We start from the raw sequence: 14,246 nt of genomic DNA on the forward strand, positions 1-14,246 counted from the left end.
CGGGGCGGTTGCAACAGTCGTTCATTGCTTATCGCTTTCTTGAGGCGCTGGCGGCGCCCCGCTCAGTTTTGAATAGCGCGCGCCGGATAACCCGCGTTGGTTGATGCAGCGGCAATCGCAGCAGCATTGGTGCGGCGCGGGTTATAGGTTGCGCGCGCGGTCTTGGCTGCGAAATCGACCGTGACCGCCGTTACCCCGGCGACGCCTTCCATCGCCTTCTTCACGGTGATCGGGCAGGTGGCGCAGGTCATGTTCTCTATGGCAAAGGTGGTTTGCTTCTGAGCGGTTGCGGTAGCCGCGGGGCGATCTTGCGCCGTGCCACTAACTGCATAGGCGACCCCGCCGCCAGCCATAGCCAGCACGGCCATAGCGATACATACTGTCTTTTTCATGGGTATTTCCTTTCAATAGAACCAGGGTGCCCACCAGTCGATGGTGAGCGCCAGGATGGCGACGGCAAGGCCCAGCCACAGCACCGCCTTGGTGGTCCAAGCCGATTGTGGACGAGCGCAGTAGGAACCGTCTTCACAGGGCGGTTTCGGCTTGAAATAGACATGCCAGAAGCCGTAGCCGAGCAGCGCGAGCGTTACGCCTGCGACATAGGGCTTGTAAGGTTCGAGCGCCGTCAGGTTGGCGATCCACGCGCCGGAAATTCCGAGCATAACCAACAGTAGCGGGACGACGCAGCAAGCCGAGGCGAGCCCCGCGCCGATCAATGCGCCCGCCGCAACCCAGTTTGCCTGCTTCGGCTCGTGGTTTTCGGTGAGGGCTGGCTGTCCCGCTTCCGGCGTTGAGACCATGGCTTGAATCCCTTGTTCCAACTGAGTGATTCGCAGTGTAGGCTCTGTAGCCACTACAGACTCAAGAGGTATTTTCATGGAGCAACAGGTCGGCATCTTGCGTGCCCAGCTTGCCCGGAAAACAGGCTGCAATCTCGAAACCATCCGCTATTACGAGAAGGTGGGATTGCTGCCGGGGCCGCCTCGCAGTTCCAACGGCTACCGCGTCTATTCGCCGGAACTGGTGCAAAGGTTGCAGTTCATCCTGCGCGCGCGCGACCTTGGCTATGCAATGGATGAGATACGGTCATTGTTGTCGCTCACCGATACCGGTGCACAAACCTGCGCGGAGGTTATGGCGAGAACCGAACTCCACCTTGAAGATGTCCGCCGCCGCATTGCAGATTTGCAGAAGATAGAGGTGACGCTGGCGACCACGTTAGCCAGATGCACTGGAGATGACGTTGCCGAATGTCCCATCCTGGAAGCACTCCAGTTTTTACCCCATCAAGGCAATTGACGCCATCTTTGAGGGATTTGATTTTGTGATGTCAGCTTGGAGTATAGCCTAACCGGACGTCAGGGCGCTACCGCGGTTTCTGTCAGATTAGGGTACTAAACGGAATTTGTTGACGAATGTCGTTGCGTATCATAGATTTCAACCTGACATTTTGATGGAGAGAGTGCGCAGTGAAGGGGCAACGGATCGGCTATGTCCGGGTCAGCACGTTCGATCAGAATGTGGATCGCCAATTGGAAGGTCAGTCGCTCGATCGGACCTTCACCGACAAGGCATCGGGCAAGGACGTCAACCGCCCCCAGCTTGAGGCTCTGCTCACTTTCGCCCGCGAAGGCGATACCGTCGTCGTCCACAGCATGGATCGGTTGGCCCGCAATCTGGATGACCTGCGCAAGCTGGTCCAGGGCCTCACCAAGCGAGGTATCCGGATCGAGTTTGAGAAGGAAAGCCTGTCCTTCTCGGGGGAGGACTCCCCGATGGCCAATCTGATGCTCTCGGTCATGGGTGCGTTTGCTGAGTTCGAGCGCGCCCTGATCCGCGAACGGCAACGCGAAGGCATTGCGATCGCTCGGCAGCGCGGCGCCTATCGGGGGCGGAAACGGTCGCTCTCGGATGAGATGATTGCCGATCTGCACCGCCGCGTTGCCGCCGGTGAACGCAAGGCGACCATCGCGCGCGACATGGGCATCAGCCGCGAAACCCTCTACCAGTACCTTCGCGCCGCTGCCTGACACCAATGTTCACATTATGTCCGGAAAATCGTTGTTCAGCGTACAAAGCTTGAGGTGACGCCATCCATTCGCGCAAATCCCGTGCGCCCCGCCCCGAAAAGGAGCGATAGCCGTAGATTCGGCGAAGGTCCGCCAGATGCTCGTGCCGGGTCTCCTCGCGCGCGGCATAGAGGAGTAGATCGTCGCTGGTCAGGCCGAGCTGGGCCGCGATGAAATCCGATACCTGCGCCGGGATCAACTCGCCAGGAGCGAGCACCCGGCCCGGGTAGCGCAGGACGCACAGTTGCAGCGCGAAGCCAAAACGATTGTGGGCGCGCCGGCGCTGGCGGATATGCCCGAGATCCTCATCGCTGAGGGTATAGTGCCGCAGCAGCTCACCTTGATCGACCGGCAAGTGAAGCAGCGCCTCGCGCTGTCGATCGGTCAGGGTCACGCGACGCGGCATACATGCTCCTTATTCTTTCCGAGCTACGGTTTGAGATAGCTTGATTGAGATGCTGGTTAAGATACACAATAGCCCAATCTTATGTGCTCATGTTCGTCACCGCCTCAAACCTTCGTTTGTGATCCATGCTGATCGGCTACGCCCGCGTGTCCAAAGCCGACGGCTCGCAGTCGCTCGACCTGCAGCACGATGCCCTTCGCGCTGCCGGTGTCGAGCCAGGCAATATCTATGATGATCGTGCATCCGGTAGCCGTGATGATCGCCCCGGTCTTGCCGCCTGCCTGAAATCGTTGCGCGACGGCGATGTCCTCATCGTTTGGAAGCTCGACCGGCTCGGCCGAACGCTCACCCACCTGGTCAGCACGGTGCAGAATCTGTCGGATCGCGGTATCGGTCTGCGGGTGCTCACCGGCAAGGGCGCGCAGATCGACACCACGACGCCATCGGGCCGGATGGTGTTCGGCATTTTTGCCACACTGGCGGAGTTTGAGCGGGATATGATCCGCGAGCGCACCATGGCTGGCCTGGCCGCTGCCCGCGCGCGGGGACGCAAGGGTGGCCGCAAGTTCGCCCTCTCCAAGGCCCAGGTGCGGCTCGCTCAGGCTGCTATGGCCCAACGCGACACGTCCGTTTCCGACCTCTGCAAGGAACTCGGGATCGAGCGCGTCACTCTCTACCGCTATGTCGGTCCCAACGGGGAACTCCGGGATTACGGTCAGCGCGTGCTTGCTGCCAAAACGCGATGATGATGACGGGAGCCCCGATCAAACTTACCCAAGCGGACGCCGCAGACGTTGCAGACCTGTACAACCGTTGCAGCGACTATTTCCTGTTGCAGGACGGGGCCGCGCCCACGCTGGACGATGCTCGCGAGCTTTTCTCCGATGTGCCGCCCGAAAAGAGCGCCCACAATCAAGCTGTCCTGGGATGGAAGGGGCCTGGCGGCCTATATGCAATCGCGGCCATCCTCCGCGATTATCCGCGTGATGGCACATGGTATCTCGGCTTCATGATCGTAGATGCCGCACAGCGTGGTCGTGGCGTCGGACGCTCAATTTACTCGACGGTCGAAAGCTGGGCCGCTGCGAGAGGTGCCACAGAGATTCGGTTGGCCGTGCTGGAAGCGAATGAAGCGGCAGAGCGATTTTGGCGTTCTCTCGGCTTCATTGAGTATCGGCGCGTTGGGCCAGACACCTTCAAAATGCGTAGCCATCGCCGGATAGAACTGAGCCGTCGCCTTTCTGGCGCGACCGTAGAAGGCAGCAACAAGTAAGATCTCGCGCCGGCTATCTGGGCGAGCTTGGCGTAGGATTCCGCCCCCTCCCGCAAACGCCCCCTTTCAGGGAAGGGGGCTTGAGATCGCCTTGATGGCCTTCAATCCCGTTCCAAAACGAGCGATCGCGTCCCTGTTTCTCTCCAGCTCGCCATAGGGCAGATAGGCGAAGTCGAGATCGGCAATACGGCTGAAAGCCGGGCGACGGAGTTGCGCGCGAACGTCCTGCTCGCGCGCATTCGGTGCGACCAGGAATAGCCCGGCGGCAGCGTGCAGATCGCTCCCCGACAGCGCCAGATCGAGCATGCGCACGATCCCCGAGTAGATCGAGGTCGAATGTTCAACCTCGAACGCGGCGGCGACGCCGTCGCCACCCTTCGCCAGCCACAACACGTCGATGAGGCGGATCGAGTCCGCTCCGGGAGAGGTCGCAATGGCGTCTGGAAGGCGCTCGAGGCATCCCTGTCCAAGCGGGCAGCCAGCGTGAAGTCGACCGCGGTCATTGGCGGCGATCCACACATCGTAACCGAGGGCATGGCCGAGGTCGCGCAGCCAGGCCTGGATTTCGGCGTGCGTGCGATCGGTTTCGCCCTGCGCGGCGGCTGTCTTGTCGAGCCGGCTTGCCTCCGCTCTGGCATGTTCCAATCTGCCGAGCCAGTCGTCGGCCGCCGTTGCGTCATCCTCCAGCGGTGGCGCGGGATAGCGGCCCGAGCCAATGTCGAACAACAGTCCGCCGATCGCGCCGAGATCGTTGGAGAGCAACTCGCGGTAACGGTCGTTGAGGTCGAGGATGCCGGCGCGCATGGCGAGAAAATGATCCCATGACCCGAGCTTCACCTTGGCGCCGGTGACGGCATTGTAGCCCTTGACGATCGCGGTATTGAAGGGCGGCACCAGCGTCGGGTGAAGGAAATAGAGCAGGTTGGCCGCCGCCGGCCCCAGCCCCTTGATCTTGAGCGCGTCTATGCTGCGGATGTGGCTGATGATCTCCTCGGCGGTATCGCAGCACGAGCAATTGTCGAGCAGGCGACCGAACGCCCGCTGATTGTCCGGGCTTTCGTAAATGTCGGGAATGCGCAGCTTGGGCTTCCACAGCCAGGCATGGTCGGCGCCCTTGAAGATCTGCCGCTGTTCGGCGATCGAGTGGACAACCGTTTCCAGTGACGAGCCGCGATAGGCGACGCCGAACCGCCCACTTTCGATTTCCACGACCACCTGCTGCAGCCCCCGACGGATGGAGCGGAAGTTTTTCAGGCGTTCGTCCCACAGAAACCAGGAGCGATAGGTGGCGCCCGGATCGTCTCGCCAACGACGGACAAGCTCGCTCAAGAGATCATGATGTGTCGTGGGTAACAAGGTCATACTGGCTCGGTCATCCTGAACTGGCTCCTTGCCGCTCAGGCTATCGCGGGCAAGGGCGGCTTGCACGTTCAATGTGCGATCCGCGAAGCTTGCTCAAACTGCCTGTGATCGCGCAGGGAAACGCGGCTGGCGTTGGGCGTTGCCGATCGCATCCGTAGACCGGGCGCACGGCCAGGCAGACGGCCGGCAGGGGCGTCGCCGCCCCGGAGCGGCGACGCAACCAGCTTCTTTTGGTCGAACTTAGCGGATCATTGCTTTGTGATCGCGGTGACCTCGCCATCGCTGCCCTTGAGCGAGAGGTCGAAATCGACCTTGTCGCCGACCTTGACCGCATCGGTGATCGCGGGCGCCGCCTTGAACGCCATCGTCATCGCCGGCCACTTGGCTTCGGGGATCGGGCCGTGGTTGAGCGTGATCGTGCCCGCCGTCTTGTCGATCGCGGTGACGGTGCCATGGCCCTTGGCCTTGATTGCGGCGTTCGCGTCAGGCGCCATCGACATGTTGCCCATGTCGCCGCTCATGGTCGCGGCAGGCGCCGCCTGGTTGGTTTCGGTTGTAACCGGGGTCTCGCCCTTCTTGCCGCACGCGGCGGTCAGGACGGCAAGGCCGAGGGCGAGGGTCAGTCGTGCATGTCTCATAATCGTCTCCTTCATGATGAAGCGGGTTGATGGATGGGGTCGGTCTTCGGCCGGCGCAGCAGCAGATAGGCGGCGGGCAGGACGAACATCGACAGCAGCGGCGCGCTCAGCATGCCGCCGATCATCGGCGCCGCGATCCGGCTCATCACCTCCGAGCCCGCGCCCGATCCCAGCAGGATCGGCAGCAGGCCGGCGAGGATCACCGCGACCGTCATCGCCTTGGGCCGGACGCGCAGCAGCGCGCCTTCGCGCACCGCGGCCTTCACCTCGGCGGCGTCCGGATTAGCCGTGCGCTCGGCCAGCGCATTCTTGAGATAGATCAGCATCACCACCCCGAACTCGGCGGAGACGCCGGCGAGCGCGATGAACCCGACCCCGGTGGCAACCGACTGGTTGAACCCCAGCAGATAGAGCGTCCAGATGCCGCCGGTCAGCGCGAACGGCAGCGTGCCCATGATCAGCGCCGCCTCGTCGAAGCGGCCGAAGATGAGGTAGAGCAGCACGAAGATGATCAGCAGCGTCGCGGGCACGACCAGCTTCAAGCGGTCGACCGCGCGCTCGAGATATTCGAACTGGCCAGAGTAAGCGATGCTGACCCCAGGCGAGAGCCTGACCTGTTTCGCCACCGCACGCTGCAGATCGCCGACCACCGAGGCAAGATCGCGCCCGCGCACATCGACGTAGACCCAGGTCGAAGGCCGGGCATTCTCGGTCTTGAGCATCGGCGGTCCCTCGGCGATCGAGACGTTTGCCACGGTGCCCAAGGTGATCTGCTGGCCCGCGGGCGTCAGGATCGGTAGCGCCCGCAGCCTTTCGAGGCTGTCGCGCAATTCGCGCGGATAGCGCACGCTGATCGGATAGCGGGCGAGGCCCTCGACCGTCTCGCCGATCGTCTCGCCGCCGATCGCGCCGGAGACGATGGCCTGGACGTCGGCGATGTTGAGCCCGAACCGCGCGGCGGCGGCGCGGTCTATGTCGACATCGACATAGCGTCCGCCGGTCAGCCGCTCGGCGAGCGCCGAGCTGACGCCGGGCACGCTCCTGGCCACGGTCTCGACATCATGCGCGATGCGGTCGAGCTCGGCGAGGTCACTGCCCGACACCTTGACCCCGATCGGGCTCTTGATGCCCGTCGCGAGCATGTCGATGCGGTTGCGGATCGGCGGCACCCAGATATTGGCGAGACCCGGAAGCTTCACCCGGCGATCGAGCTCGTCGACAAGGCGTTCGGGCGTCATGCCCGACCGCCACTGGTCGCGGGGCTTGAATTGGATCGTCGTCTCGAACATTTCGAGCGGCGCGGGATCGGTCGCGGTCTCGGCGCGGCCGGCCTTGCCGAACACGCTTTCGACTTCGGGCACGGTCTTGATCAGGCGGTCGGTCTGCTGGAGCAGCTCACTCGCCTTGGCGGCCGAGAGGCCCGGCAGCGCCGAGGGCATGTAGAGCAGGTCGCCCTCGTCGAGATTGGGCATGAACTCGCCGCCGAGCCGGCTGAGCGGCCAGGCCGTGGTGGCGAACACCAGAGCCGCGATCAGCAGCACGGTCTTGGGCCGCTTCATCGTCCAGTCGATCGCAGGCCGGTAGAGATCGGTCAGCCAGCGATTGACCGGATTGGCCTGCTCGGCCGGAATGCGGCCCCGGATCAGCCAGCCCATCAGGATCGGCACCAGGGTCACCGACAGGATCGCGGCCGCGCCCATCGCATAGGTCTTGGTGAAGGCGAGCGGCGCGAACAGCCGGCCTTCCTGCGCCTCCAGGGTGAAGACCGGAATGAACGACAGCGTGATGATCAGCAGGCTGAAGAACAGCGCCGGCCCGACCTCGGCCGCCGCCTCGGTGACGACGATCCAGCGCATCTCGCCATCGAGATGTCTGTCCGGGTGATCCTGCTCCCAGCGTTCGATCCTCTTGTGGGCGTTCTCGATCATGACGACCGCCGCATCCACCATCGCGCCGATGGCGATGGCGATGCCGCCCAGCGACATGATGTTGGCGTTCACCCCCTGGAACCGCATTACGACGAACGCGGCCAGCACACCGAGCGGCAAGGTCAGGATCGCGACCAGCGCCGAGCGGACGTGCCAGAGGAACAGGGCGCAGACCAATGCGACGACGATGAACTCCTCGACCAGCTTGCGGGTGAGGTTCTCGACCGCGCGATCGATCAGCTGCGAGCGGTCATAGACCGTGACCACCTCGACGCCCGGCGGCAGGCTTTTCCTGAGATCGGCGAGCTTGTCCTTGACCGCCGCGATGGTCTCACGGGCGTTCTTGCCTGACCGAAGAATAACGACGCCGCCGGCGACCTCGCCTTCGCCGTTCAGTTCGGCGATGCCGCGCCGCATCTCGGGGCCGACCTGGATCGTGGCGACATCGCCGAGCCGGACGGGCACGCCGCCCGCCGCAGTCTTGAGCGGGATTGCCCGGAAATCGTCGAGCGTTTTCAGATAGCCCGAGGCGCGGACCATATATTCGGCCTCGGCCATTTCCAGCACCGAGCCGCCGGCTTCCTGATTGGCTTGGCTGATCGCCTGCACTGCCTGGGCGTGGGTTACGCCGTAGGCCGCGAGCTTCACCGGATCGAGCAGCACCTGGTACTGCTTGACCATGCCGCCGATGCTGGCGACTTCGGCCACGCCGGTCACGGTCTTCAGCTCGTAGCGCAGGAACCAGTCCTGCAACCCGCGAAGCTGCGAGAGATCGTGCCGGCCGGTGCGGTCGACCAGCGCATATTCATAGACCCAGCCGACCCCGGTCGCGTCCGGCCCGAGCGCGCTGCGGGCGCTGGCCGGCAACCGACCCTGGACCTGGTTGAGATATTCGAGCACGCGGCTGCGCGCCCAGTAGAGATCGGTGCCGTCCTCGAAGATCACATAGACGAAGCTGTCGCCGAAGAAGCTATAGCCGCGCACCGTCTTGGCGCCGGGCACCGACAGCATGGTGGTGGTGAGCGGATAGGTGATCTGGTTCTCGACGATCTGCGGCGCCTGACCCGGATAGGAAGTGCGGATCACGACCTGCACGTCGGAAAGATCGGGCAGCGCGTCGATCGGGGTCGAGCGCACCGCCCACAGGCCCGCGCCGACCAGCGCGAGCATGCCGAGCACGACGAAGAAGCGGTTCCTCACCGACCAGCGGATGAGATGGGCGATCACTGGCCCGCCACCTTCGCCATATGCCGCAGCGTCGGTCCCGCCGGGGGCCGGTCGAACCCGAACCGGACCCGGTCACCCGCCTTGAAGCCGCGCGCGATGCCCGGATTGGCGAGCGCGAAGGTCATCGTCATCGCCGGCCAGTCGAGCGCGGGAACGGGCTCGTGGCTGAGCGTCACCGAATTGGCCGTGATCCGCTCGATCTTGCCCGTCGTCTCGTACAGCGTGGCTTTCGACGCCGGCGCGGCGATGGTCGCCGATGCCGCACCGCCGCCGATCGGCCGCGCCTCGATTCCCGACAGGCTCGCCTCGGAATCGATCAGGAACTGCCCCGAGACGACGACGTTCTCGCCGGGCGACAGGCCGGCAAGGATCTCGGTCTCGCCGCCTGCCTCGCGGCCGATGCGGACCTCGGCGGGATGATAGCGCCCGTCGCCTGCGGCCAGCATGACGAGCGTGCGCCTGCCCGTGCGGATCACCGCTTCGCTCGGCACCAGCAGCGCCGGCTTGGCATCGCCGCCAAGCGCGACGCTGGCGAACATGCCCGGCCGCAACCGGCCGTCCCGGTTGGGCAGCTCGATCCGCACGGTGAGCGTGCGGCTGTCGGCCTGCGTGGTCGGCAGGATCGCGATCACCCGGCCGGCGAAGCGCTCGCCGGGGAAGCCCGCCAGCGTGGTGCTGGCATTCTGGCCGACCCGGACATCGCCCGCGCGCGCTTCGGGCACCGCGGCATTGAGCCAGACGGTGCCGAGCCCGCTTACCTGGGCGAGCGTCTGGCCCATGGCGAGCGTCACGCCGGCACGGGCGTCGAGCGTCTGGATCGTGCCCGAGATCGGCGTCGTGATCGTCACCACGCCGTTCGGGCGTCCGCTCCGCTCGACGCTGGCGATGAGGCCGTCGGACATGCCCATCAGCCGCAGTCGCTGGCGCGCGGCCGCGGTGAGGTCGGGCTTGCCGAGCCGCCTGACGCTCAGATATTCGGTCTGCGCGCCGCCCCATTCGGGCAGGAGCAGGTCCGCGATCGGCGCGCCGGCGCGGACCACGTCCCCGGGCGCTCGCGCATAGACGCGGCTCACGAACCCGCCCGAACGCGCCTGGATGACGGCGACGTCGCGCTGGTTGAAGTCGATCGTGCCGGTGACCTCGAGGGCCGAGGCAAGGCTGCCCATCTTCGCCGCGACGACCCGCAATCCCAGGCTCTGCCGCGCGGCGGGATCGACGGCGACCGTGGGGGCCGCGCCGGCGCTTCCTCCGTCCGCGTATCGCGGCACGAGCTGCATATCCATGAAGGGCGACTTGCCGGGCTTGTCGAACTTCTGGTTGGGGAACATCGGATCGTACCAGTAAAGGACTTTGCCTGCCCCGGCGGGCGTGGTCGCCTCCGATTGCGGTGCCTGGCGATGGCCAGCCCAATAGCCTGTGCCGCCGGCCAGCAGCGCGACAGCCAGGATCGATGCGCCCCAGCGCAGCGCGGATTTATCGAGCGTCATGGCCGCTCCTCCCCATAGGTGATAGTGATGCGGACCGCGTCGCGCGCGACGTCGGCTTCGCGGTTGAGCGCCTCGACCTCGGCCTCCGCGAGCCCGAGCGTCGTGAGCAGCGCGGCGCCAAGGTCGAGCTTGCCGGCGCCATAGCTGTCGCGGTCGAGCTCGGCGCGGTGCCTGGCGAGTGGCACCAGCGTCTCGCGGGCATTGCGCAACCGGGAGAGATGCATGGCATGGTCTGCGAGATCGGCGTCGAGCTGCGCCACCAGCTCGCGGCGGATCGCCTCGCGGTCGAACCGACCCCCTTGCGCAAGGCTCTCGCTTGCAGCGATCCTGGGGTTCTGGCGCTTGCCGGCGAACAGCGGCAGGTCGATCGACACGCCGACCGAGGCCATGTCGCCGTACATGGGATCGCGCCGGCCATAGGTGACGCCGACCTTCCAGTCGGGGCGCTTGTCGGCGCGCGCGAGACGCACGTCCGCTTCGGCGACTGCGATCCGCGCGTCCTGCGCGCGCAGGGCGGGAAGCGCATCGATCCCGGCCCGCAGCCGGATCGGATCGACATCGAGCATCGGCGGGTCGCCCGTCGCCTGCGGGTCGGGGTCGCCGGTATAGCGCGCGAGCCGGGCCCGCGCCTGCGCCACCACCGCAGCCATCTCGGCGCGGCGATCGGCGATGGCGGCGCGGAGCTGGTCGGGCTCGAGCGCCTGGCTCGGGCGCGCGCTGCCCGACGCCAGGCGTGCGGTCACGGTCTTCTGCAGGTCGTCGAGGCTGGCATCGAGCAGGTCGAGCTGCCGGAGCCGGCGTTCTCCATAATAGAGATCGACCCAGGCGAGGGCGGTCTCGAGCCGCACGTTGCGGCCTTCGACCAGCTCGCCCGCCTCGGCGATACCGATATCGGCCGCGGCGCGCGCGGCGCGTGCATGGCGCTTGGCGAGATTGGGGAAGGTCTGGCTGAACCCGATCGTCGCCATAGTGAAATCGTCGCGCGTGAAGCTGCCGGCATTGGGGCCGCTCACCGGGAAGTTCTGCAGGCCCAGGTCGAGCGTCGGATCGGGCAGGCGATCGGCCGCGACCGCCGAAGAGCGGGCGCCGGCTGTCGCCGCCGCGCGCGCCTTGAGGCTTGGCGCGTTGGCGGCAGCGAGCCTCACTGCCTGCTCGTAGGTGAGCGGGCCGGCCGACACCGGCACGGCCCAGGCGCTCGCAAGCGTCGCACCGATAGAGAGCAACAGGCGTCGCACAGCGCGCCTCGGCATCATGATCATGGATATCATCCCCTCATGACAGAGGCGGCGCGCCAAGATGTGACGCGCCGCTCCGGAGCGGGTTTAGCCCTTGTCCGACCTGACTGCGCCGCGCATGCAGTCGGCGGCGCTTGCCTGCATCATCGCGCAATCGCAGCTGGCCATGTCCCGGCTGTCGGGCACCCATATGCGGACACGCGCAGGGCCAGTCGCCCGCGGACCATATTGCGGCGCCGACCGCCATTCCCAATGGCCTTGCGGCGTGCGGCTCGCGTCGGTTGCAAGCGCAGGCGCGGCGAGACTGAGGGCCGCCACAAGGGCGGCCGGAAGCAGTTTGATCATCACGAAAACCTTTGACTGAAAAGAAGGAAACCGGGCGCGCACGCATCGATCGATGCGCGCAGCCCGTGCTCGTTCAATCAGGCAAGGCTGGTGGGAGGATCCGGCTCGGGCGCAACCGCCTTGCCGGTCAATATCGTGTCGGTCGTCCAGAAGCTGGGCGCGTCGTAGAGACGCGCAGGCGCAACGCCGCCTGCCAGGTCCGCTGCGACCAGCGGGATCACGCACCCCATCGCGGCGATGCAATCGAGCGTCAGGCCCTTGCAGGGCTTTTCGCTGGGCGCAGGCTGCTGCTTGGCCATCATCGCCATGCAGTCCGCATCCATGCCCTTGGCCAGCGGCGCGCCTGCCGCCTGCGGCACGCTGTGCGCGGCCGCCATCTGGGCTCCGAAGAGACCGGACAGCGCTCCGATGACGAGCAGGAGGGCGAGCAGGCGTTTCACGGGCCTCGATATCTAGCGGGTTTCGCGGGCGCAGCCAACCAAAGTCTCGCGCCGCGCGGATTTTGAAGTGCTGACGGCTGATTCCGTCAACTCCGCGTCAATAAAGATCCGGCCCGGGGAAGAAGATCGGCTGCGGCCTCTACGTATATCGAGGCTGGACCCGGGACCGTAGTCCCAAGCCTGAAGAGACGCTCTTCCCCTCGGCAAAGTCCGGGCGGTGGCTTACCATCCAAGGAGGTGAATATGGTCAGAAAAACTCTCATGGTCGCGCTTGCCGGCATTTCGATGCTTGCTGCCGTCCCCGCTATGGCCCAGGGCATCGGGCACAGCCTGTTCATGCGCGGCTCGATCGTCGACACGGGCAGCAACGGCACGGTCGTCTGCATCGGCAAGGCCGATGGCGCCGAGGTCGGCCAGAAGCTCGAGGTCTATCGCGTCGTGACCCATCCGGGTCCGTCCAAGGGCGTGGCGCCGACCTATCACCGCCAGCTCGTCGGCCATGTGACAATCGACCATATCTTTGACGATCACTTCGCGCACGTGTCCGTCGCCGACGGCACGCCTGCCAAGCACGACATCGTCGAGCTTCGCAAGAACTGACAAGCCGGTGGCCCGGCGGCACGGGCTGCCCTGATGCGACGCGTCGGGGCAGCGGGCCGCCGGCGACGAGGAGACCGTTCGGGGTCAAAGCGAAACCGCTTGACCCTGGACCATGGTCCAACCGGCATGATCGAGCGGATGACATGGGCAATTTCAAGATCGGCGAACTGGCCGCGGCCGCAGGCGTGGGCCGCGATACGATCCGCTATTATGAGCGGATGGGCCTGCTGCGCGAGCCCGCGCGCACGGCAGCGGGCTACAGGCTCTACGACGCGACGGACCTCGAGCGCGTCAATTTCATCCGCTCGGCGCAGGAGCTTGGTTTCACACTCGAACAGGCCCGGCAGCTGCTGGCGCTCAGGGCGTCGGACACCGCGCATGCCCAGGCCGTGCTCGATATCACGCTTGCCAAGATCGCGGACGCCGAAGCCCGGCTCGAGCGCCTGTCGGATATCCGCGACATGCTGCGGATGCTCGCCGACGAATGCCCGGGCGAAGTGCCGGTCTCCGATTGCCCGATCCTCGCCTTCCTGACGGCGCGGCGGAAAGACCAGCAGCATAACAAGAAACATCAGGCAGCGCAGGACGAACGATCACCACGAGCGAAAGGGGTTTTGTCATGAAGAAAATGCGTTTGATCGCCGTCCTCACGCCGGCGCTGCTTCTAGGCGCCTGTGTGACCACGCGGCCGACCTCGGCGCAGGTCGAGAGTTGCCGGGCGATGGAGGGCAATATGGGTCTCCAGACGCCGCATGATCATGGCGAGATGAAGGGGCAGGGGCGCAACCCGATGAACCTCTCGCACGACCGGTGTCTCCGGATTCTGCGCAGCGCGCAATGAGCCGGTCCGGACGCCAGGGATGGCGCCCGGACACAGTTTTCAAGCCAAGGAGCAAAGCCATGATCGACCATGCGAAGAAAGCCCTTCCACTTGTCGGCGGAAGCCTGTTGCTGGCGCTCGCGCTTTCGGGCTGCGACCGCCAGGCCGACCAGACGGTGCCGCCCGCGGCGAACAGCGTCGCCGCCACCCCGGTCCTGACCGACAGCGGCAACGCTGCAGACGCGGCGCCGATGGACGCGATGAGCAACCAGGCCGAGATGGAGCGGCATCACCGTCAGGCGATGGACCATGACGCGATGCGCGCCGGGGCCGGCAACCAGACCGCGCCGGCACCCGATCCCGCGCCGGGCAATGCGGCGATGCCGATGAAGGATATGTAGGCTCGCACACTAAGG

General features: G+C 65.5%; 16 protein-coding genes and 1 pseudogene. 8 read left to right on the forward strand and 9 right to left on the reverse strand.

Annotated elements, in window-relative coordinates; all coding sequences use genetic code 11:
• Nucleotides 1–62: 62 nt before the first annotated feature.
• Complete coding sequence (locus ACFFJC_RS17125) at nucleotides 63–392, reverse strand: heavy-metal-associated domain-containing protein (RefSeq protein ID WP_004213249.1); 330 nt, start codon at nucleotides 390–392, stop codon at nucleotides 63–65.
• A gap of 12 nt (nucleotides 393–404) precedes the next feature.
• Complete coding sequence (locus ACFFJC_RS17130; RefSeq protein ID WP_014072602.1) at nucleotides 405–800, reverse strand: mercuric transporter MerT family protein; 396 nt, start codon at nucleotides 798–800, stop codon at nucleotides 405–407.
• 76 nt (nucleotides 801–876) lie between these two features.
• Between ACFFJC_RS17130 and ACFFJC_RS17135 the strand changes: the two genes are divergently transcribed.
• Complete coding sequence (locus ACFFJC_RS17135) at nucleotides 877–1,299, forward strand: MerR family transcriptional regulator (RefSeq protein WP_014072603.1); 423 nt, start codon at nucleotides 877–879, stop codon at nucleotides 1,297–1,299.
• 170 nt (nucleotides 1,300–1,469) lie between these two features.
• Nucleotides 1,470–2,030, forward strand: coding sequence for a recombinase family protein (locus ACFFJC_RS17140; RefSeq protein ID WP_004213255.1), 561 nt, complete (start codon nucleotides 1,470–1,472; stop codon nucleotides 2,028–2,030).
• Between the two features lie 61 nt (nucleotides 2,031–2,091).
• Here ACFFJC_RS17140 and ACFFJC_RS17145 read toward each other — a convergent pair.
• A pseudogene (locus ACFFJC_RS17145) lies at nucleotides 2,092–2,475 on the reverse strand (DUF4158 domain-containing protein); the annotation flags it as partial.
• Nucleotides 2,476–2,600: 125 nt separating this feature from the next.
• Between ACFFJC_RS17145 and ACFFJC_RS17150 the strand changes: the two are divergent.
• Nucleotides 2,601–3,221 carry a recombinase family protein gene (locus tag ACFFJC_RS17150; protein WP_008832583.1) on the forward strand — a complete coding sequence of 207 codons (621 nt, stop codon included), beginning with the start codon at nucleotides 2,601–2,603 and terminating at the stop codon, nucleotides 3,219–3,221.
• On the forward strand, nucleotides 3,218–3,748 hold the full coding sequence (locus tag ACFFJC_RS17155; RefSeq protein ID WP_007686150.1) for a GNAT family N-acetyltransferase: 531 nt from the start codon (nucleotides 3,218–3,220) through the stop codon (nucleotides 3,746–3,748). Before ACFFJC_RS17150 ends, ACFFJC_RS17155 begins: the two co-directional genes overlap by 4 nt.
• Nucleotides 3,749–3,814: 66 nt before the next feature.
• On the opposite strand, the gene ACFFJC_RS17160 is transcribed toward ACFFJC_RS17155, so the two are convergent.
• The 6 genes from ACFFJC_RS17160 to ACFFJC_RS17185 form a co-directional block, all read right to left on the reverse strand.
• Nucleotides 3,815–5,077: a type II restriction enzyme NmeDI-related protein gene (locus ACFFJC_RS17160; protein ID WP_439959212.1), complete on the reverse strand. Its 1,263-nt coding sequence runs from the start codon at nucleotides 5,075–5,077 to the stop codon at nucleotides 3,815–3,817.
• A gap of 281 nt (nucleotides 5,078–5,358) precedes the next feature.
• Nucleotides 5,359–5,763 (reverse strand): copper-binding protein, encoded by a 405-nt coding sequence (locus ACFFJC_RS17165; protein WP_037462736.1) that lies wholly within the window; start codon nucleotides 5,761–5,763, stop codon nucleotides 5,359–5,361.
• A complete protein-coding gene (locus tag ACFFJC_RS17170) occupies nucleotides 5,760–8,903 on the reverse strand; it encodes an efflux RND transporter permease subunit (protein WP_379488692.1) in 3,144 nt (1,047 codons plus the stop codon). Before ACFFJC_RS17170 ends, ACFFJC_RS17165 begins: the two co-directional genes overlap by 4 nt.
• Entirely contained in the window at nucleotides 8,900–10,390 is a 1,491-nt protein-coding gene (locus tag ACFFJC_RS17175) for an efflux RND transporter periplasmic adaptor subunit (RefSeq protein ID WP_007406384.1), read from the reverse strand. Before ACFFJC_RS17175 ends, ACFFJC_RS17170 begins: the two co-directional genes overlap by 4 nt.
• Nucleotides 10,387–11,649, reverse strand: a complete 1,263-nt coding sequence (locus tag ACFFJC_RS17180) for a TolC family protein (protein WP_013039107.1) — start codon at nucleotides 11,647–11,649, stop codon at nucleotides 10,387–10,389. The genes ACFFJC_RS17175 and ACFFJC_RS17180 overlap by 4 nt, the downstream gene beginning before the upstream one ends.
• Before the next feature lie 398 nt (nucleotides 11,650–12,047).
• The gene (locus tag ACFFJC_RS17185) at nucleotides 12,048–12,410 is read right to left on the reverse strand and encodes a hypothetical protein (RefSeq protein WP_007406428.1); all 363 of its coding nucleotides are present in this window, start codon (nucleotides 12,408–12,410) and stop codon (nucleotides 12,048–12,050) included.
• Nucleotides 12,411–12,671: 261 nt separating this feature from the next.
• Here ACFFJC_RS17185 and ACFFJC_RS17190 point away from each other — a divergent pair, with 261 nt between their 5' ends.
• From ACFFJC_RS17190 to ACFFJC_RS17205, 4 genes are all read left to right on the forward strand, one after another.
• On the forward strand, nucleotides 12,672–13,010 hold the full coding sequence (locus tag ACFFJC_RS17190) for a hypothetical protein (protein ID WP_021243088.1): 339 nt from the start codon (nucleotides 12,672–12,674) through the stop codon (nucleotides 13,008–13,010).
• Nucleotides 13,011–13,153: 143 nt separating this feature from the next.
• Nucleotides 13,154–13,633: a heavy metal-responsive transcriptional regulator gene (locus ACFFJC_RS17195; RefSeq protein WP_007406417.1), complete on the forward strand. Its 480-nt coding sequence runs from the start codon at nucleotides 13,154–13,156 to the stop codon at nucleotides 13,631–13,633.
• Nucleotides 13,630–13,851 carry a hypothetical protein gene (locus tag ACFFJC_RS17200; protein ID WP_007406426.1) on the forward strand — a complete coding sequence of 74 codons (222 nt, stop codon included), beginning with the start codon at nucleotides 13,630–13,632 and terminating at the stop codon, nucleotides 13,849–13,851. The genes ACFFJC_RS17195 and ACFFJC_RS17200 overlap by 4 nt, the downstream gene beginning before the upstream one ends.
• Nucleotides 13,852–13,910: 59 nt before the next feature.
• Complete coding sequence (locus ACFFJC_RS17205; protein ID WP_007406382.1) at nucleotides 13,911–14,231, forward strand: hypothetical protein; 321 nt, start codon at nucleotides 13,911–13,913, stop codon at nucleotides 14,229–14,231.
• The last annotated feature ends 15 nt before the right edge of the window (nucleotides 14,232–14,246 follow it).

This window comes from Novosphingobium soli (assembly GCF_042432915.1).
Lineage (GTDB): Bacteria > Pseudomonadota > Alphaproteobacteria > Sphingomonadales > Sphingomonadaceae > Novosphingobium > Novosphingobium soli.

What these genes read in the sequence shown, in the direction of transcription:
- ACFFJC_RS17125 (WP_004213249.1), bottom strand. Translation starts at nt 392, where the DNA reads ATGAAAAAGACAGTATGTATCGCTATGGCCGTGCTGGCTATGGCTGGC.
- ACFFJC_RS17130 (WP_014072602.1), bottom strand. Translation starts at nt 800, where the DNA reads ATGGTCTCAACGCCGGAAGCGGGACAGCCAGCCCTCACCGAAAACCAC.
- ACFFJC_RS17135 (WP_014072603.1), top strand. Translation starts at nt 877, where the DNA reads ATGGAGCAACAGGTCGGCATCTTGCGTGCCCAGCTTGCCCGGAAAACA.
- ACFFJC_RS17150 (WP_008832583.1), top strand. Translation starts at nt 2,601, where the DNA reads ATGCTGATCGGCTACGCCCGCGTGTCCAAAGCCGACGGCTCGCAGTCG.
- ACFFJC_RS17155 (WP_007686150.1), top strand. Translation starts at nt 3,218, where the DNA reads ATGATGATGACGGGAGCCCCGATCAAACTTACCCAAGCGGACGCCGCA.
- ACFFJC_RS17165 (WP_037462736.1), bottom strand. Translation starts at nt 5,763, where the DNA reads ATGAAGGAGACGATTATGAGACATGCACGACTGACCCTCGCCCTCGGC.
- ACFFJC_RS17175 (WP_007406384.1), bottom strand. Translation starts at nt 10,390, where the DNA reads ATGACGCTCGATAAATCCGCGCTGCGCTGGGGCGCATCGATCCTGGCT.
- ACFFJC_RS17180 (WP_013039107.1), bottom strand. Translation starts at nt 11,649, where the DNA reads ATGATCATGATGCCGAGGCGCGCTGTGCGACGCCTGTTGCTCTCTATC.
- ACFFJC_RS17190 (WP_021243088.1), top strand. Translation starts at nt 12,672, where the DNA reads ATGGTCGCGCTTGCCGGCATTTCGATGCTTGCTGCCGTCCCCGCTATG.
- ACFFJC_RS17195 (WP_007406417.1), top strand. Translation starts at nt 13,154, where the DNA reads ATGGGCAATTTCAAGATCGGCGAACTGGCCGCGGCCGCAGGCGTGGGC.
- ACFFJC_RS17200 (WP_007406426.1), top strand. Translation starts at nt 13,630, where the DNA reads ATGAAGAAAATGCGTTTGATCGCCGTCCTCACGCCGGCGCTGCTTCTA.
- ACFFJC_RS17205 (WP_007406382.1), top strand. Translation starts at nt 13,911, where the DNA reads ATGATCGACCATGCGAAGAAAGCCCTTCCACTTGTCGGCGGAAGCCTG.